The organism is Mesorhizobium amorphae (genome assembly GCF_014843845.1).
Taxonomy (GTDB): Bacteria; Pseudomonadota; Alphaproteobacteria; order Rhizobiales; family Rhizobiaceae; genus Mesorhizobium; species Mesorhizobium amorphae_A.
The window spans coordinates 165184-183615 of record NZ_JHQS01000017.1; the positions used below are offsets into that span (position 1 = coordinate 165184).

The 18432-nt window shown below is 64.3% G+C and carries 16 protein-coding genes; 9 read left to right on the forward strand and 7 right to left on the reverse strand.

The features are described from left to right. Positions 1-137 precede the first annotated feature (137 nt). Genes DH08_RS11095 through DH08_RS11105 form a run of 3 tightly spaced genes read left to right on the forward strand, consistent with a single transcriptional unit; the run spans position 138 to position 2980 of the window. Positions 138-1061, forward strand: a complete 924-nt coding sequence (locus DH08_RS11095; RefSeq protein WP_192179345.1) for a carbohydrate ABC transporter permease — start codon at positions 138-140, stop codon at positions 1059-1061. Then, a complete protein-coding gene (locus tag DH08_RS11100) occupies positions 1061-1909 on the forward strand; it encodes a carbohydrate ABC transporter permease (RefSeq protein WP_192179346.1) in 849 nt (282 codons plus the stop codon). The genes DH08_RS11095 and DH08_RS11100 overlap by 1 nt, the downstream gene beginning before the upstream one ends. 3 nt (positions 1910-1912) lie before the next feature. Continuing rightward, positions 1913-2980, forward strand: coding sequence for an ABC transporter ATP-binding protein (locus DH08_RS11105; RefSeq protein ID WP_192179347.1), 1068 nt, complete (start codon positions 1913-1915; stop codon positions 2978-2980). A gap of 1 nt (position 2981) precedes the next feature. Here DH08_RS11105 and DH08_RS11110 read toward each other — a convergent pair whose 3' ends face one another. Together DH08_RS11110 and DH08_RS11115 are read right to left on the reverse strand one after the other, a co-directional pair. Beyond that, positions 2982-3833 carry a TIGR01459 family HAD-type hydrolase gene (locus DH08_RS11110; protein ID WP_192179348.1) on the reverse strand — a complete coding sequence of 284 codons (852 nt, stop codon included), beginning with the start codon at positions 3831-3833 and terminating at the stop codon, positions 2982-2984. Continuing rightward, entirely contained in the window at positions 3830-5104 is a 1275-nt protein-coding gene (locus DH08_RS11115) for an FGGY-family carbohydrate kinase (protein ID WP_192179349.1), read from the reverse strand. Before DH08_RS11115 ends, DH08_RS11110 begins: the two co-directional genes overlap by 4 nt. A gap of 218 nt (positions 5105-5322) precedes the next feature. Here DH08_RS11115 and DH08_RS11120 point away from each other — a divergent pair, with 218 nt between their 5' ends. From DH08_RS11120 to DH08_RS11140, 5 genes are all read left to right on the forward strand, one after another. Continuing rightward, positions 5323-6099 carry a DeoR/GlpR family DNA-binding transcription regulator gene (locus tag DH08_RS11120; protein WP_192179350.1) on the forward strand — a complete coding sequence of 259 codons (777 nt, stop codon included), beginning with the start codon at positions 5323-5325 and terminating at the stop codon, positions 6097-6099. Beyond that, positions 6096-7436 (forward strand): FGGY-family carbohydrate kinase, encoded by a 1341-nt coding sequence (locus DH08_RS11125; RefSeq protein ID WP_192179351.1) that lies wholly within the window; start codon positions 6096-6098, stop codon positions 7434-7436. The genes DH08_RS11120 and DH08_RS11125 overlap by 4 nt, the downstream gene beginning before the upstream one ends. 81 nt (positions 7437-7517) lie before the next feature. Further along, a complete protein-coding gene (locus DH08_RS11130) occupies positions 7518-8003 on the forward strand; it encodes a hypothetical protein (RefSeq protein ID WP_192179352.1) in 486 nt (161 codons plus the stop codon). Positions 8004-8205: 202 nt separating this feature from the next. Beyond that, positions 8206-9645, forward strand: a complete 1440-nt coding sequence (locus DH08_RS11135; protein WP_192179353.1) for an aldehyde dehydrogenase family protein — start codon at positions 8206-8208, stop codon at positions 9643-9645. Positions 9646-9660: 15 nt separating this feature from the next. Then, positions 9661-10242 (forward strand): DUF1349 domain-containing protein, encoded by a 582-nt coding sequence (locus DH08_RS11140; RefSeq protein WP_192179354.1) that lies wholly within the window; start codon positions 9661-9663, stop codon positions 10240-10242. A gap of 80 nt (positions 10243-10322) precedes the next feature. Here the strand turns inward: DH08_RS11140 and DH08_RS11145 are convergent, their stop codons facing one another. The 5 genes from DH08_RS11145 to DH08_RS11165 all read right to left on the reverse strand — a co-directional run bounded on the left by DH08_RS11145 (position 10323) and on the right by DH08_RS11165 (position 16155). After that, complete coding sequence (locus DH08_RS11145; RefSeq protein ID WP_192179355.1) at positions 10323-11891, reverse strand: glycosyltransferase; 1569 nt, start codon at positions 11889-11891, stop codon at positions 10323-10325. A gap of 141 nt (positions 11892-12032) precedes the next feature. Continuing rightward, complete coding sequence (locus DH08_RS11150; RefSeq protein ID WP_192179356.1) at positions 12033-13178, reverse strand: glycosyltransferase; 1146 nt, start codon at positions 13176-13178, stop codon at positions 12033-12035. A 282-nt stretch (positions 13179-13460) separates the two neighbouring features. After that, complete coding sequence (locus DH08_RS11155) at positions 13461-14213, reverse strand: SDR family NAD(P)-dependent oxidoreductase (RefSeq protein ID WP_192179357.1); 753 nt, start codon at positions 14211-14213, stop codon at positions 13461-13463. A 107-nt stretch (positions 14214-14320) separates the two neighbouring features. After that, positions 14321-15250 (reverse strand): TIR domain-containing protein, encoded by a 930-nt coding sequence (locus DH08_RS11160; protein ID WP_192179358.1) that lies wholly within the window; start codon positions 15248-15250, stop codon positions 14321-14323. Positions 15251-15372: 122 nt separating this feature from the next. Further along, the gene (locus tag DH08_RS11165) at positions 15373-16155 is read right to left on the reverse strand and encodes a helix-turn-helix transcriptional regulator (RefSeq protein WP_192179359.1); all 783 of its coding nucleotides are present in this window, start codon (positions 16153-16155) and stop codon (positions 15373-15375) included. A 112-nt stretch (positions 16156-16267) separates the two neighbouring features. Between DH08_RS11165 and DH08_RS11170 the strand changes: the two genes are divergently transcribed. After that, on the forward strand, positions 16268-18427 hold the full coding sequence (locus DH08_RS11170; RefSeq protein WP_192179360.1) for a hydantoinase/oxoprolinase family protein: 2160 nt from the start codon (positions 16268-16270) through the stop codon (positions 18425-18427). Positions 18428-18432: the final 5 nt, after the last annotated feature.

An 18432-nucleotide genomic window follows, 5' to 3' on the forward strand; every position in this document is an offset into this window, starting at 1 on the left:
CCGAAGGGCCGGATGAGGGGCAGCGCCGTACTTTCGTGAGTTCGCGCCGCCCCTCATCTGCCTGCCGGCATCTTCTCCCCGTGAACGGGAGAAGGAAGCTGTTGCCACGTCGACACCACCTCCACCGCGAGCACCGTATGACCTACGCAGTGTCCGAAATCCGATCCGCCGGCCGGCCGCGCAAGAAGCGGCTGAGCAAAGCCGCCATAGAGCCTTGGCTCTATCTTTCGCCGGCTATCGTTCTGCTGGTCGTCGTGCTGCTGGTGCCGCTGATCATCGGCATCAGCTACTCGTTCCGCAAATTCTCCGCCTTCAGGTCGGAATATGTCGGCCTCGGCCAGTACGAAACGATGCTGTCCGACCAGGTGCTGGGGCAGGCGCTGGTCAACACGCTGTGGTGGACGGTCGCCAGTCTGTTCTTCCAGTTCTTCCTCGGCCTCGGCCTGGCGCTGCTGCTCGACAAGCCGTTCATCGGCCGCAAATTGGTGCAGGCGGTGGTGTTCCTGCCGTGGGCGGTGCCGTCCTTCCTGTCGGGCCTGACCTGGGCCTGGCTGTTCAACCCGATCATCGGGCCCTTGCCGCACTGGCTCTTTGCGCTGGGGCTGAAGGCAGAGCCGACCAACATCCTGTCCGATCCGGCTACCTCCATGTGGGGGCCGATCATCGCCAACATCTGGTTCGGCATCCCGTTCTTCGCCATCACGCTGCTGGCGGCGCTGAAGTCGATCCCGTCGGAACTGCATGAGGCGGCGGCGATCGATGGCGCCTCGCCCTGGCAACGCTTCACCAAGGTGACACTGCCTTTCCTGGCGCCCACCATTGTCATCACCGTCATGCTGCGCACGATCTGGATCGCCACCTTCGCCGACTTGATCTTCGTCATGACCGAAGGCGGACCGGCGGGTTCGACCAGCACGGTGCCGGTCTACATCTATGTCAGCGCCTTCAAGTCGCTGGACAAGGGCTACGCCTCGGCGGTGGCGGTTCTGCTTCTGGTGCTGCTGATCGCCTATGCGGTGGCGCTGATCGCCATCCGTCGCATGCTGGTGAGGCACGTCTGATGATCGCCGGACGCTCCACCTCATCGCGCATCGTCGGCGGCATCGGCCTCTACGGCACCATCGCGGCTTACATGATCTTCGCGCTGTTCCCGATCTTCTGGACGCTGAAGATCTCGGTAACGCCGGAACGCCTGCTCTATTCCGAAGGCATCACCCTGTGGCCGTCGCAGACGACGTTCCGGAATTTCGTCACCGTTCTCGAAGCCTCCGATTTCCCACGCTATTTCATGAACAGCGTCATCGTCTCGGTGTCGACGGCAGCCTTCGTCACCGTCATCGCCACGCTTGCTGGCTATGCCATGTCGCGCTTCACCTTCCGCGGCAAGGCGACGCTGGCGATCCTGCTCCTGCTCACCCAGACCTTCCCGCTGGTCATGGTCATTCCGCCGATCTATCGCGTCATGGGAGAGCTCGGCCTCACCAACAGCCTGGTCGGGCTGATCATCATCTACACCGCCTTCAACACCGCCTTCGCCACCTTCCTGATGCAGTCCTTCTTCGACGGCATCCCCAAGGACCTCGAGGAAGCGGCGATGATCGACGGCTGCACGCGCGCTCAGGCCATGCGCAAGGTGATCGTGCCGCTGACGCTGCCCGGCATGGGCGCGACGCTCGGCTTCGTCTTCACCGCCGCCTGGAGCGAGCTTCTGTTCGCCCTGATGCTGATTTCCAGCGACGACCAGAAGACCTTCGCCGTCGGCCTGCTCACCTACATTGGCAAATTCGCCGTCGACTGGGGGCAGATGATGGCGGCGTCCATCCTGGCGCTGATCCCGGTCTGTATCTTCTTCGCCTTCCTGCAACGCTATCTCGTCACCGGCCTCACCGCCGGCGCGGTCAAAGGATAATCGATGGCTTCCGTCACGCTGCAACATGTCGAGAAGGACTACGGCTCGCTGCGCATCCTGCACGGCGTCGATCTCGAAATCGCCGACGGCGAGTTCGTCGTGCTGGTCGGCCCGTCCGGCTGCGGCAAGTCGACCTTGCTGCGCATGATCGCCGGGCTGGAGGAGGTTTCGGGCGGCGAGATCCGCATCGGCGAGCGGCTGGTCAACGACGTCGCACCAAAGGACCGCGACATCGCCATGGTGTTCCAATCCTACGCGCTCTACCCGCATATGGACGTGTCGTCGAACATGGGCTTCAGCCTGCTCTTGAAGAAGGCCGAAAAGACGACGATCGACACCAGGGTGGGTGCGGCCGCCAAGCGGCTTGGCCTCGACAGTTTCCTCGGCCGCCTGCCGCGCCAGCTGTCCGGTGGCCAGCGCCAGCGCGTCGCCATGGGCCGCGCCATTGTGCGCGACCCCAAGGTGTTTCTCTTCGACGAGCCGCTCAGCAATCTCGACGCCAAACTGCGCGTCCATATGCGCGCCGAGATCAAGGCGCTGCACCAGCAGCTCAAGACCACATCGGTCTATGTCACCCACGACCAGATCGAGGCGATGACCATGGCCGACCGCATCGTCGTCATGCATGACGGTTTTGTTCAGCAGGTCGGTCATCCCTTGGAACTCTACGACCGGCCGATCAACACATTCGTCGCCGGCTTCATTGGCTCGCCCGGCATGAATTTTTTGCCGGCAAAGGTCAGCAAGGGTGGCAAGGTCGACGCCGTACTGGCTGACGGCCAGAAGTTGAGACTGCCCGATGGCCTGCCGTTGAAGGATGGCGATGCGCTGACCGTCGGGCTCAGGCCGGAACACATCCAGCTCTCCGAAAATGGGCCGCTCAAGGCCGAGGTCGAAGTGGTCGAGCCGCTCGGCCTGTCGACACAGTTCTACGTCAAGTTCGCGGGACAGCAGGTCTGCGTGTTCGTCATGGGGCGCAGCAATGTCAGGCCCGGTGACAAGGTGCGGCTGTCCGCCGAACCGGCTGCGCTGCATCTCTTCGATCCGGCGAGCGGCAATCGCATCGGCTAGTTCAGCGCCAGCGGAACGCGTCCAGCGTGTAGTCCGGATACGCGCCCTCCCGGTCGAAAACCCCGGCCAGGTAGGCGACATCAGCCAGTATGCCCGACAGCACCAGCGCGGTGGCGACGCTCACGCCGGCGCCGCCGGCGATGTCGTGCTCGACGCTGTCGCCGACGCAGACCACGCTGGCTCGGTCCGGATTGCCGGCGAGCGCCAGCGCCGCATCGTAGATCGCGGGGTAGGGCTTGCCGATTCGGGTGACGCTGCCGCCGAGGCCCTCGTAAAGATCGGCAAGCTCACCGGCGCCGAAGCGCGGTCCGACCGCCGTCAGCATGATCCTGTCGGGATTGGTGCAGAAGCACGGCACCTGTCGCGCCGCCGCCGGGCCGAGCAGCTTTCGATAGTGGTCGAGATCGTAACGATCGCCTTCGCTGGCCGAGATCAGCACCAGCTCGGCATCGTCGCCGCTGTCGGTCAGGGTCAGGGGCAGGCCGTCGATTGCCGAGCGGTCGCTATCGCGGCTGATCAGCAGGCATTTCGTGCCGGGCCGCAACTCTCCCGATGCTGCCATGCCGTGGAAGGCGCGCCACGCTACCTCGCCGGAAGAAACAAAATGATCCCAGCTTCCTGCTTCGAAGCCGAGCTTCAGCAGGCGCCGCTCGTTGGGTTCCGCCCGCTTGCCGGAATTCGAGATCAGGACCACGGATTTGCCGGTGCGCTTCAGGCCCGACAGCGCTTCCACAGCGCCCGAATAGGGCTGCTGGCCATCATGCAGCACGCCGAACTGGTCGAGCAGGAACACTTGGTAACGCTCGGCCAGCGCTCCGACCCCGTCGAGGTGTTTTGCCTGTTTCGCGCTCACAGCAGCCCCGCTTCGCTTGCGCCCATCAGCGCCAGCCGCGCCGTGCCGGCGGCGGCCTCGTCGGAAAGCGCCGGCAGGAAATCGACCCCGAGTTTGCGCTGGCGGATTGCCGTCCAGGCGGCATTGGCGGCACCACCGCCGACACTCCGGATCGAGGTCAACCTGGGCGCGCCGAGCTCGGCAAGCCTTTGATAGCCGAGCGCCTCGATTGCCGCGATACCTTCCAGCATCGCCTTCAGATAGTCGGCTTCGGACTGAGGCCGCGGTTCGAGGCGCGGCGGCAACGCCGGATCGGCGATCGGAAAACGTTCGCCGGCCGTGCCGAGCGGATAATAGTCGAGGCCGGTCCCCGTCGCCGGATCGATCGCTGCACTCAGTTCAATGATGCGCGCGAGCGAAAAATGCTTAGCCAGAACCTTGCCGCCGGAATTCGAGGCGCCGCCGGCCAGCCAGGCGTCACCCAGCCGGTGGCTGTAAATGCCGTAGCGCGGCGCCGAGATCGGCCGGTCGGACAGGATCTTGATGGTCAGCGACGATCCGAGCGCGGTGACGCCGTCGCCGGCTTCTGTGGCGCCCGTCGCCAGAAACGAGGCGCAGCCATCCGTCGTCCCGGCGACCACGGCCACGTCAGGCGACAGACCGAACAGGCCGGCGGCGCTTGGCGTGAGCCTGCCAGTCACGCTGCCTGGCGCAACGACATCAGGCAGCAGATCCATGCGCATGCCGGTGGCAGCGATCCAGTCCGGCCAGCGGCGGGCTTCGGGGTCGTAGCCGGTCTTCAGGCTGTTGTTCTCGTCGCTGACGACGAAGCGGCCGGAAAACTGTCCGGCCATCCAGTCGGCCTGGTGCAGCATTCGAACGACGCCGGGCAGGCGCTGAAACCACAGCGCCTTGGCGAGGCCCGATGTGGCCCCGTGCGCGGCGCTCGTCTCCGGGGCCTCGCGAGCGACCGCGGCGAGGATGGCGTCGTCCGAAACCTTGTCGTTGTACATCAGCGGTTCGGCCAATGGCCGCCCGGCACTGTCGACCGGCAGCAGCGTGCCCGACGTGCCGTCGACGGCGATCGAGCGCACCGCCGCGCGATCGATCCCCGCCAGCAGTTCCGCCAGCGCTGACGCGACCGCTTCCCACCACACGGCAGGGTCGCGGCCGTTCGCGCCAAATCGTCCGAGGGCAACGGTGGACTGCGCGGCAATGGAAAAATCCGGACGCATGGCGACGGCACGCGCACCGGAGGTGCCGATGTCGATGCCTATGGCAAGTGGCGCCATGTCATCCGTCCTCTGTTGGCTGCCGACTGCGTTGAGCTTTCTCCAGCGCCTCGGCCGGTTTCGCCCAAATCCCGTCGCCGGGACCGGAGTTGATATCGCAGATGCGAGTGATCTACGTCAACTGTGATCTACAATCGTCAAATCGGCTTTGAAATCCGACCTGTTTTGAGTAAGTTAGACCAAATGTTGTGCCTGAATGGCATCCCAGGAGCAAAAAATTGAGCGACTCCGGCCGCCAGCGACAGATTGTCGAACTGCTGAGGGATCGCCCGTTCGCCTCGGTGCGCGAGTTGCAGGAGCGGCTTGGCGTTTCGGCCGCGACGGTCAGGCGCGACATAGACAAGATCGCTGAAGCCGGCGAGGCGCGGAAGGTCTATGGCGGCATCTCGGCGCTCGATGGGGCTGCGCAGGCCAGCGTCGCCTACGCCAGGCCTTACGATGAGAACCGGGATCTCGCGGTCGAGGCCAAGCGGCGGATCGCAGCCCTTGCTGCGACCATGGTGAGCGATGGCGACGCGGTCATCGTCCATGGCGGCTCGACCTGCTTCCATCTCGGCGTCAGGCTCGCCGACCGCAACATCCGCCTCTACACCAACTCGATGCCTTTGGCGGCCTATCTCAGCGACCATGGTCATTGCAGCCTGACGATTGCCGGCGGCGACCTGCACCGCGAGCCCGGCATCATCCATTCGCTCACCCAGGCCGTGCCCTTCTATGCCTCCAAATTCTTCATCGGCGCGCAAGGCCTCTGCCAGGAAGGCGTGCTGGAATCGCATCCGCTGCTGGTGCGCTCCATCGTCGACCTCAGCCCCTGCGCCGACCAGATCGTGGTGCTGGCCGACAGCCGCAAACTGTCGATCCACGCCCGCAACGTGGCGTTGCCGCTGTCGCGCATCGGCACGCTGGTGACCGATGACGGCATCTCCGACGCGGATGCACGTATGCTGGAGGACGCCGGCGTGATGGTGCGGATCGCCCCGGGAGCCATCCAGTGAAGGTGGCGGTGCTCGACTTCGGCAAGACCAATTCCAAGCTGTTCGTCTTCGATCAGGATGGGCGAATTCTCGACGAGCGCAGGACCAAGCCGGCCTGGGCGCGCAAGGGCGGTTTCAGCGTGCTCGATGAGGCGGCGTTGCATGACTGGGCGGTTCGTGCGCTTGCCGACGCTGTCGACCACCACCGTGTCGAGGGGCTGATGGTGTCGGGCCATGGCTGCACCTTCGCTTTGGTCGATCAGACGGCGCTGACGCATCCGATCCTCGACTACGAGCAGGAGCCGCCGGCCGACATCGCCGCCCGGATCGACCGCGGCATCCCGGATTTCGCCGAGACCTTCTCGCCGCGCCTGCCGCTCGGCTTCAACTACGGCCGCCATATGCTGTGGCTGAAGGCGGTCGAGCCGCGCGCCTTCACGGCCGCGACATCGATCCTCGGCTATCCGCAATATTGGAGCTGGCGCTTTGGCGGCCGGGCGGTCTCGGAAGTTTCCTATCTCGGCTGCCACTCGCATCTGTGGGCGCCGCGCCAGCGCGACTTCTCCTCGCTGGTCGATGCCGAAGGCTGGCGCGGCCAGATGCCGGCCTTCGCGCGCGCCGGTACCGTTATCGGCGAGCAGCGGTTCGGCGAAGCCGCGCGGCCGATCGCCATCCACAATGGTGTCCATGACTCGAATGCCGCGCTCCATGCCTATCGACGGCAGCAGCTCGGGCCGCTCACCGTCGTGTCGACCGGCACCTGGGTCGTCGTGCTCAATCCGGACTGCCCGCTCGAGGTGCTCGACCGCGATCGCGACATGCTGGTCAATGTCGACGTCGATAGCGGCCCGGTGCCGACAATCCGTTTCATGGGCGGGCGCGAATTCGCAACCATCAGCGGCGGCTGGCAAGGCGCGATCGCGCCATCCGCGATACAGCAGGCGATCGACGCCGGCATGATGGCGCTGCCAAGCTTCGCGCCGGGCGGGCCGATGCCCGACCGTCTCGGTGAAATCGTCGGTGGCACGCCAAATGCCGAACAGCGCGCGGCCGTGGCGCTGCTCTATGTGGCGCTGATGGTCGATTTCTGTCTCGACCTGATCCATTCGCAAAACACCGTCATCGTCGATGGCGGGCTGAACACTGGCGGCCTGCTCGCCAGCGTGCTGGCACAACTGCGTCCCGGCCAGGCCTTCCTGCAAGGCGCGACGCTCGAAGGCAGCGCCACGGGTGCCGCAGCGCTCGCCTTCGAAAGCGTCGGCCGCGACTTTGCCATGGAAGCGCCGGAACCGGTGCGCGCCTCGCATTTCGCCGGGCTTGCCGGCTATCGGGACAATTGGCGCGGTCGCGTGACCTGAAGCCTGCGGCCAATTTCAAAACCGTGCGCTAAAATCGTCCTTGTTGATTCGCCCAGATCGGGCTCTTGAACAAGGAACGGCATGAGCAAGGCCCTCACCACATTCGCACTGGTCGCGGTGCTCACTGCTCTGCTCATGGCGCTAAGCCTTGCGGTGGCCAGACACGGCTATCCCTATGGCGCGATCGGCGTGAAGCGCCTCGACGGCATTGCCGATGCCGGTTCGTTCCTGCCTTTGGCCGCCGTCTATTTCTTCAGCGCGCTCTTGATGATGATCCTCCCCATCCGCGCCGCCAGCATCGTTTTGACCAACGCCGCCGATGCCCTGTTCTGGGCGACGATCGCGCTGTTTGCGACCATTGTCGGCTGCCTCGTCGCCCGATGGGCCTTCGGCCAGGGCGGCGTGCTGTGGGCTCTCGTCAACTGGCGGTTCCTGTTTGTCGCGGCCATCGTCGCCGCCCATCTCACGATGAACGAGCTTCGCCGCAACGTCCTGCTGAGAAGCCTGTTCTTCGTCGTCTTTGCCGCGGCGACGCTGGCCTGCCTGTTCTGGTCGTTCGCGGTCTGAGACCGGGCACACTGATTTCGTTCCGATCTCCAGGGCGACACGCGCGGGCTTTCCCCTGCGCGCGTCATGAGCTATCGAGGGTCCGATTTGAAACGCCCTCACGCTGTCGCTATTTGTCTGATAAATGGCTTGGGCGATGGATGACTGGGTGGTAGATAGCCCGGCAGACGGCGCCACCAGCGAACCACTACAAGGAAAGACCATGACCCTGTTCCGCAAAAACCTCATCGACGGCGAGTGGCTGGGCGAGGCCGGCTCCCGCAACATCAACCCCTCGAATACCGGCGATGTGGTCGGTGAATACGCTTCCGCCGGTCCGGAACAGGCCAAACAGGCGATTGCCGCGGCGAAAGCCGCATTTCCGGCCTGGTCGCGTTCGGCGCCACTGGCCCGCCATGCGGTGCTGAAGAAGGCGTCCGACGAGATCATGGCCCGCAAGGACGAGATCGGCCGCAACCTGGCGCGCGAGGAAGGCAAGACGCTGGCCGAGGGCATCGGCGAAACGATACGCGCCGCCCAGCTTTTCGATTTCTTCGCCGGGGAAACGCTGCGCCTGTCGGGCGAGCTGGTGCCCAGCGTGCGGCCGGGCGTCGGCGTCGAGATCACGCGCGAAGCGGTCGGCGTCGTCGGCATCATCACGCCGTGGAATTTCCCGATCGCCATTCCGGCCTGGAAGATTGCGCCGGCGCTCGCCTACGGCAACACCATCGTCTTCAAGCCGGCCGAACTGGTTCCCGAGAGCGCCTGGACCATCGTCGATATCCTGCATCGCGCCGGCCTGCCGAAGGGCGTGCTCAATCTGGTCATGGGCAAGGGCTCGGTGGTCGGCCAGGCCATGCTCGACAGCCCCGACGTCAACGCAATCACCTTCACCGGCTCCGTTGGCACGGGAAAACGCGTCGCTGCGGCCAGCGTCGAACACATGCGCAAGTTCCAGCTCGAAATGGGCGGCAAGAACCCGCTCGTCGTGCTCGATGATGCCGACCTGGCCGTCGCCGTCGATTGCGCCATCAACGGCGCCTATTTCTCCACCGGCCAGCGCTGCACGGCCTCTTCCCGCCTGGTCGTCACCGACGGCATTCACGACCGTTTCGTTGCGGCACTCAAGGAGCGCATGGAAAAGCTGGTCGTCGGCGACGCGCTGGATGCCAGGACGCAGATCGGCCCGGTCGTCGACGCGACCCAGCTGAAGCAGGACGAGGATTACATAGCCATCGGCCGCGAGGAAGGCGCCGAGCTTGCCTTCGGCGGCGAGCGGCTCGATGCCGCAACGCCCGGCTTCTATCTGACGCCGGCGCTGTTTACCGGCGCCACCAATGCCATGCGCATCTCGCGCGAGGAGATTTTTGGACCGGTCGCCAACGTTATCCGCGTCAAGGATTATGACGAGGCGCTTGCCGTGGCCAACGACACGCCGTTCGGCCTGACCTCGGGCATCTGCACGTCGAGCCTCAAGCATGCCACGCATTTCAAGCGCAATTCCGAGGCCGGCATGGTGATGGTCAACCTGCCGACGGCGGGCGTCGACTTCCACGTTCCCTTCGGCGGCCGCAAGGGGTCGAGCTACGGCCCGCGCGAACAGGGTCGCTACGCCATGGAGTTCTACACCACGGTGAAGACTGCCTATACTTTTGCTGGCTAATCAATGGGCGAGCCAATGACATCCGGCAATGCGGACCTGACCTGGCTCAACCCGCCGCCGCATCATGAATTCGGCGACAATGCCGTGCAGGTGCGCACCGGCAAGGAGACCGACTTCTGGCGCGAAACCTTCTACGGCTTCCGGCGCGACAACGGCCATTTCCTGTATCGCCCGGTTGCGGGCGATTTCAGCGCCGAGGTCACGGTCAAGGGCGACTATCAGGTGCTCTACGACCAGGCCGGACTGATGGTCCGGCTCAGCGAAACGCACTGGATCAAGGCCGGCATCGAATACACCGACGGTTTGGCCTATTTCTCCGTCGTCGTCACCAACGACACGTCCGATTGGTCGCTGGTCAGCATCCCGGCCAACTCTGATGGCGTCAGGATCCGCCTGACCCGCCACGCCGAAGCCATCCGTGTCCAGTATCTGGACGCTTCAGATGGCCACTGGAAGCCGGTGCGAATAGCTTATTTCCCGCCCTCGAAGTCGGTCGATATCGGCATGATGTGCTGCTCGCCGCAGCGCGAAGGCTTTGAGGTCACCTTCGCCGACTTTTCGGTCGGCCCGCCGATCTCGCGGCAGTTGCACGACTGATGCAAGAGCAAAAGTGCGTAGTGGTTTTCCGTCCGGAATTGCGCAAAACAAGGAGTCGGGCGGAGACGGCATCCCCTCGCTCACCACGGCACATGCAGGATCTCGAGTTTAGGAAGGCCGACCGGCCTGATGCCCAGATCGTTGGCAAGGGCGCCAAAGCCTTCGGTTTCGATCAGGTCCCGGTATGGAAGCTCGGGAAAACGAAGACCGCCGCGATGCAGCGCGGCATCGACCAGCAGCATGGTTCCGCCGACGCCGTCAAGGCCGATCTTCTCGAGATGCCGGACGTCGCTGAGAAGCAGCCGACCCGGTGCACCGGTGGCAGGCTGGTAAATGCCGTTGCGGATGGCGCGGTAGTAGCGATAGTCCTTCGAATGGCGGGTTGTGACGAAGCTGTTGTGGTCGAAACTGTCGCCGCCGGCGATCTTCACGCAATTGGGCACCGCGATGCGATGCCCGGCTCCGATAAGCCGGCTCACAATGCTGGGCGGGAATCGCCAGACGTCGATGTCGATCCACAGCGCCCAGTCATCGTCGGCGTCCAGCCCCTGATCGATCAAGTGATTGCGGACCTTGGCGATGTTGCCGCGCCGGCTGCGCTGCAGCCGCGGCATCGCTCTCTTGGCGCGGTCAAGGCTGGCGCTGCCGAGTTGTTTTTGCAGCAGCACGATGCCGCGATACGCCCCGGCCAGCGGCGCCACCGTGGCCTGCAGCCGTTCCCAGCTTCCGTCCAAGCTGTCGCCCTCGCAGAAGACGAGCTTGATCCTGTCCTTCGGGTAGTCGAGCTGCTGCAAGGCATCGAGGAAGGGCTGGATATGGTCGGCAGCGTCGCGAAGCGGCACCAGGACGGCTATGTTTGGGCCAGTCGGTGGCGGCGCCGAAAGGGCCGCCTGGCTGACGCCGCGCTTGGCTGTCGTCTCGTCCAGATGAGCGCCGCGCGTCAGCTGGTACCACGACCGGTGGGCGAGGGTGCGAATCCTCTTCGTCAATCCCGGCGCAGGTTCGGGTGTCCACCACGTGCCGGCCCAGTGATGGATCGACAGCGTTGGTCCTGCGCTGCCGTCTTCGCGCCCCGACGAGTCGAGGGGCGTGAACAGGGCCGACGGATGGATGGCGAACGCCGTCTGGTCGCCATGGCCAAGCTGCGCCGAGGTGAGCAGGCAAGGCCCAGTCGCATCGAGCGCATCCCTGGCATGGGTCAGTCCGGGCAGCATCGACAGGATCTCGAGCCAGAATGGATGCCGGGGCGGGCTGGCCATCGTTCCGTTGAACAAAAGGTAGGGCAGCCCGCGAAAGTCCGCCTGCACCAGCGTGTGCGTGTCCGGCTCCTTGCAAAGCACGATCCGGTCTTCGCCCATCACGGGATCGAAAGCCGCCACGCATTCGCAGTCGATATCGGCATAGACGCCGCCGAAATGATAGAGCAGCAGATAGCGCCCGGCATCGGCGCGCAGCACGCCGTGCGAGTAGCTGCAAAAGGTCGGCAGGAAATCCGGATAGTGCTCGGCGACGAACTCGAGCAGCATCCGGTCGTTCCAGAACATCATCGTCCAGTCGGGATGATGCCGCTTCCAACTCTCGACATAGGCCTGGAACCGGGCAGGGACCGCGTCGGTCTTCCATGTCTGGTGCAGGATCGGCGGGATCATCGACGGCTCATCGATCGCTGACTGGGCGCGGCCGGAGCAATTCCAGGAAAAGTGTGAAACGGTTTTCCGTCCGGAATTGCGTCAAAACAAAGGGATAGAGCGGTTCTGCGTTTCCGTGAAACGATGACCGTTCTAAGCGCGTCACGCATCTTCATCGGCCAGTCCGAGACCGCTATGGACGGCGTCGCGGATGGCCTGCGGCCCGAACCGCGACCAGACGGTTTCATGCGCGTAGGCGCGCTGCCTGGCCATGCGGACGGGATCCGCGCAAAGCGCGATCGCCATCTCCGCCAGCTCTTCATCCGAAGCCGCCAGCAGCACCTCTTCGTTTTCGACCAGATCCAGCCCTTCGGCCGCCAGCGGCGTCGCGATGACGGGCACGCCCCACGCCATCGCTTCGAGGATCTTGATGCGTGTGCCGCCGCCCATCGATAGCGGAATGATGCTGAGATGCGCTGCCGACAGCAGCGGCCTGACATCGTCGGGGTCCTCGACCAGCACCACACCGTCCAGCCTTGCCAGGGCTTGTACGGACGGCGCGGGCGAGCGGCCGGCAAGAGTGAGTCTTGCCGTCGGCAGCGCCTGCCGGATGCGGGGCAGGATGTTGCGGGCCAGCCGCTGGGCGGCATCAATGTTCGGTTCGTATCCGAGGTGGCCGACGAGCAGGATGAGCGGGAAACCGTCTGAAGCGGCAGTCGGCAGCGCGGTGGGCATGTCCTCGGCCCGTGGGATACCGTTCGCAATGATATCGACCGGCACTGTGCTCGAGACGAGCGACTTGAATTTCTCGCGGTCGAGGCGCGAACAGACCCAGATCCTGTCGACGATCGCGGCCGCCTTTCTTTCGAGGCGCCTGACGTCAGGTGCGCCGGAGCCTTGGGCTGACCGCAGCTGCCCAGCGAGGTCCGACTCGACATTGTGCATGTCGAGGATGAGCTGCCCGGCCAGCGGCCGCAAAGGCCTGAGCAGCCTGAACAGCGGAATGCCCTCGACCACGATCGTGTCTGGGCGAAATTCGCGAACCAGCGCCTCGAGCCGGGCCAGCGCCGGACGCGGGATCCGGGTCTCGGTCTTGGCCCTACACAATCCGAGCGCCCGCGTGCGTGGTTCTCCCTCGGCAGTCAGGGCTGCGACGCGAATGTTGGCTGGGAGCGGTTGCGGCGGACCGGCCAGCGGTCTGACCGAGACAAGGCAGACCGGACCGAGTTCGGCTGCCGCCATGGCGTTGCCGAAGTTCCTGAGATCGGCGCCCGATGTCGGCGGAAAGGCCGGATCGATGCAAACCACCAGGGTTCGACGCGCCTTTCCGGATACGGATGCCGATGCGGCTTGCGGAGCCGCCCGAGCCGGTCGTCCGAAGCGAGTGTGGGGATGATGCTGCAAGGGCTTCCAACTCCGGCACAACGCCTTGCAGGCGCTGGAGCAATTCCAGGAAAAGTGTGCACGGTTTTCCGTCCGGAATCGCGCAAAAACAAGTGACGGCGCGTCATAATCGCCGCTTCGGTAAACAGGCTGCGATATAGCCACGGGAAAATGCGGGCATGCAACCCACACCCGGCTTTGTTCGCCTCAATAGGTGGCGCGGCCGCCGGAAACGTCGAAAACACCACCGGTGGTGAAGGAGCATTCCTCGGAAGCGATCCATGTGATCAGCGCCGCCACCTCCTCGACTTCGCCGAATCGCGCCATCGGGATCTTCGACAGCATGAAGTCGATATGCTGTGGGCTCATCTGGTTGAAGATCGCCGTGCGCACCGCTGCCGGCGTGACGCAATTCACCGTCACCTTGGTCCTGGCCAACTCCTTGCCCAGCGACTTGGTCAGCCCGATCACTCCCGCCTTGGAGGTGCTGTAGGCCGAGGCATTGGGATTGCCCTCCTTGCCAGCGATCGAGGCGATGTTGACGATCCTGCCATAGCCGCGCTCGAGCATATGCGGCACCAGCGCCCTGTTGCAGTAGAAGACGCCGTTGAGATTGATGTCGATGACCCGGCGCCAGTCCTCCACCGAATAGTCCCAGGCCGTCATGTTCGGACCGGTGATGGCGGCACTTGTGACCAGGATGTCGACGGCGCCGAGGGCCTTGATCGTCTCTTGCGCGGTACGCCCGACCGCTTCGGCATCGGCGACGTCGAGGATCGTCCCGTCCAGGCCCGGGATCGCAGCCTTGGCCTGCTCGATCTGGGCCGGATCGCGGTCCCAGACCGAGACACGCCCGCCTTCGGCCACGATCCTTCGCGCCACCGCCAGGCCGATGCCTGAGGCGCCGCCGGTGATCACGGCCGATCGTCCGGCAAACCGTCCTGCGAAACGCATCGACATGCGGCACTCCTCCCGATCGGCGGCGAATGTGAAGTCAACGTCTGCCAAGTTCAAGTCGGGATTGGCGCCGCCGATGGGGATCTTGGTAGGCCAGGAGCTGCGCGACGCTAGCCGTTCTTGATCGATTGCCAATGGCTTAGCTGCTCTGCGATCAACTCCACCCGCCGCTGATTGTCGCGCCCGTCCAGGATCGCCAAGTCCTCGGCATCGGCGCGCAAATAGACGCCGGAGGTGCGCGCGTTGAGTTCCGGCTGCGTGTCCGCGCGCGTTATGAAATAGCCCGACGCGCGATCGGCGGTCTCCAGCCGGATCTCGCCTGTCCCGTGCAACTGCGGCGCGTTCGCATCCAGGGGCCGTTCTCCGTTCCAATAGTAGAAGATGCCGGAGGGCTCCTTCTTCTCCTTCAACGCTTCGCTCCAGTACCTGGCCGACAGGCTGCCATTCTCCTGCCATGAGCGACCCGTCAGCTCGAGCGCACCGTCGCGGTTTCGCGCGACGCGCAGCAGGCTCACGGCGGACGGCTCCTTCGCGGTGCGCTCCGACAGGGAAAACTGCCACCAAAGACCCTCTATGCGGGCGATGTTGCCCTCATTTTCGATTGCGCTCCGCAGCTTTTGATTGATCGCTCTCATCTCCGCCGCGGTAGCTGCCTCGCCGTACCGTACCGAGGTCAGACCGAGCAGATCGCTGGGAAGCTTGGCGCCGTTCGCATGGAGGATAAACGTGCGGCGCATCCCGAGGACACCGCCGAAAAGCCCGGCTTCGAAAACCACATTGTCTCGGGGAGAAGCCTGAGCCGATACCGAAGCGGACGATTCCGGCTGGCTCGCGCTCGTCCAGTCGTCCTGGGCGAACACAAACGCGGCGAAGTCGACCTCGCGGGTAAGCTCGATGAGACGCCCCAGCGTGGTCGTCCCGGGGCTGAAGGAGGTCGTCCAGGGCTCGACTTGCGCGATCTCTTCAAGACCGCGTGTCAGTGCGTCGAGCAGTTTCTTCTGCTTTCCCGACGAGCCCAGGAAGATTCGCGGTTTGGCCATCCATTTTCTCCAGCTGCGTATCCGCGGCTCCTGCCGACATAAGCCTGCGAGGACGATTTTTCGCTTATTGTATTCATCTCACGGGCGGCAGCAACGGCTGAACGAAAGGCGCGACCTCCCGGCTACGCCTTCTCCGTCCGGTGCTGGAAGAACTGCAAAAACAGCTCCCGCTCGGTGGTGATGTCGAGCTTCTCATAGATACGGCGGCGATGGTTCTTGACCGTGCCGACGGTGATGCCGAGACGCTCGGCGATGTTGGCGGTCGGGTGGCCTGCCAGGATGAGTTGGACGAGTTCCCGCTCGCGCAGCGACAGCTCCGGCCACAGGCTCGCCGGAATGCTTGGCTTCTGCTGCGGCGAGGCACCAGGACCGGTCGGCGCCGATGTACGGGAAAAGTCGGCCCCACGCGCCGTGATGTCGAGCGCATGCAGCGCCTCGAACACAGGCAGCCGTTCCTGCAATTGGGCGATTTCGCTGTCCCTGAACGAGGTGGTCGAGCGGTCGAGGAAGATGCCCAGGCACCAGTCGCCGCCGTCGGCAAGCAATATGCCGACCTCGTCGCAGATTGCCGACTGCGCCAGGAAGCCGGCTATGTATTGGCCGCGCTTGGCCCTGTCGTCGGCAAACCGCTTCAAAGGCATGATGCCGAGCCGTCGCTCCTGCCGCCACGAGGCATAGAAGGGGTCGAATACATAGTAGCTGGCGAGATAGCGCCGGACCATCTCGTCGGAAAACCGCCGGTGCTTGACGAATTCTGGCGTCTTCGTCGCCGAATAGCGGGTGACGGTGACGAGGTCATGGGTGATGTCGGCGCCGATCAGGTCGATCAGGCAGTCGACATGCCGGTCCGTGCCGATGGCAGCGATCGCCCTGGCCAGCGGCGCCCAGATGTTGCCCATGCGCATGCCCTCTTCTCGGCGATGTCCGCCCGGCCGTCATTGTGTCTTTTGGCATATGGCGCGAGGCCGTCCTTCGAATCTAGCCTTGCGTCATCCTAGACCAGACCCCGAGGCGACCGTGACCCAGCCAAATCTCACCGGCCCCATCGTTGGCAATCCTATCGTCATTGGCATCGATGCCGGCGGCACCATGACCGATACGATCCTTGTCGATCAGGACGGCCACTTCAAGATCGGCAAATCGGCGACGACGCCGAAGAACGAAGCCGAGGGTTTTCTCGCTTCGGCGGAAGACGCGGCGGATGCCTGGGGCATTTCGCTGGAAGCGTTGTTTTCCGGCGTCAAGGTCGTGCTCTATTCCGGCACCGGCATGCTCAATACGCTCTTGTCGCGCACCGGCCGCCGACTGGGGCTGATCACCACCAAGGGCCTGGAGGACATGATCCTGATGGGGCGCGGCCTGCAGGCCTGGGCCGACTATTCCTATGCCGACCGGCTGCATGCGGTGACCCATCATCATCCCGATCCGCTGGTGCCGCGCCGCCGCACGCACGGTGTCACCGAGCGCATCGACCAGTTCGGCGACATCGTGCTGCCGCTCTACGAGCATGAGGTTTCCATAGCCGCGAAAAAGCTGATTGCCGACAAGGTCGAGGCGATCTGCATCATGACCATCTTCTCGCACGTCAACCCGGTGCACGAGAAGCGCATCGCCGAAATCTGCCGCGCGGAGGTCGAGAAGGCCGGCGCCGACATCATCGTCTACACCAGCCACGAGGTGCGCCCGGTCATCCGCGAGCAGTCGCGGCTGAACTCGGTGCTGATCGAGGCCTACGCCACCTCGCGCGGCCGCAAGCAGCTCAAGGGCATCGAGGATGTCTCGAAAAAGTATGGCTTCAAGTATGGCGTGCAGACCCTGCTCTCCTTCGGTGGGCTGACCTCGATCAACCATCCGCGCCTGCACGAGACGATGATCTCCGGCCCGATCGGCGGCATCCTGGGTGCGGCCTATGTCGGCAAGCTGATCGGCAATGATTCGCTGATCTGCTCCGACATGGGCGGCACCTCCTTCGACATGGGCGTTATCACCCGTGGCCAGACGCGGATCGAGAACGAGCCGTTGATGGACCGCTTCAAGCTCAACGTGCCGACGCTGCATCTCGACACGATTGGCGCCGGCGCCGGCATGATCCTGAAGGTCGATCCGCTGACGAAGAAGGTTTCGCTCGGACCGGAAAGCGCCGGTTCCGATCCCGGCCCGATCTGCTTCGACCGTGGCGGCACCGAACCGACCATCGCCGATTGCGACGCCATTCTCGGACGGTTGAACCCGCATTATTTCCTCGGCGGCAAAGTCGTACTGCAGGTCGAGAAGGCTCGCCAGGCCTTCGAGGAGAAATGCGCCCGCGTGCTCGGCGTCGGCGTCGAGGAGGCGGCCGAAGGCATGATCGACATGCTCGAGGCCGACGCCAACAATGCGCTGCGGCGCGTCATCTCCGGCCAGGGCATCCATCCGTCGGAGTTCACGCTGCTCTCCTATGGCGGTTCTGGCCCGTTGCACCTTGCCGGCTGTTCGCGCGGTATCGGCTTCAAGGACATCATCACCTTCCAGTTTGCCGCCGCCTTCTCCGCTTTCGGCTGCACGACGGCCGATTTCATGCGCCGCCATTCTGTGTCGACGCAGCATGACATCCCGTCGCGCGCCGACGAAGCGACGCTTGCCGGCTATGGGTCGAAGGTCACGGCGGTCTGGAACGATCTGACCAAGGCGGCAGTCGACGAGATGATCGCCGACGGCCATGCCCGCGAAAAGATCAAAACCGTGCCGTTCCTGATGATGCGCTACACCGGCCAGCTCGAGGACGTCGAAGTCATGGCGCCGCTTGCCGAGGTCAACTCGGCCGACGACATGCGCAAGGTTCTCGACGAGTTCGAGGCTGTCTACGCCAAGGTCAACCATCGCGTCTCGCGCTATGGCGAGGCCGGCTTCACCATCACCGAACTGGGGCTCATCGCCACCGCCGACAAGGTCAAGCCGGTGCTGCTCAAGCGGCCGCTCGGCGCCTCCAATCCCGCCTCCGCCCACAAGGGTGTGCGCGAGGCCTATATCGCCGGGCGCTGGCACAGGGCCAATCTCTATGAGATGGACCTGCTGCAACCCGGCCATGAAGTGATCGGCCCGGCTATTATCGAACATCCTGCCACCACGCTCGTCGTTCATCCGCAAGACCGTGTCTTCGTCGATGAATGGACGCTGCTTCACTATTCCCATGCTTGAGAGGG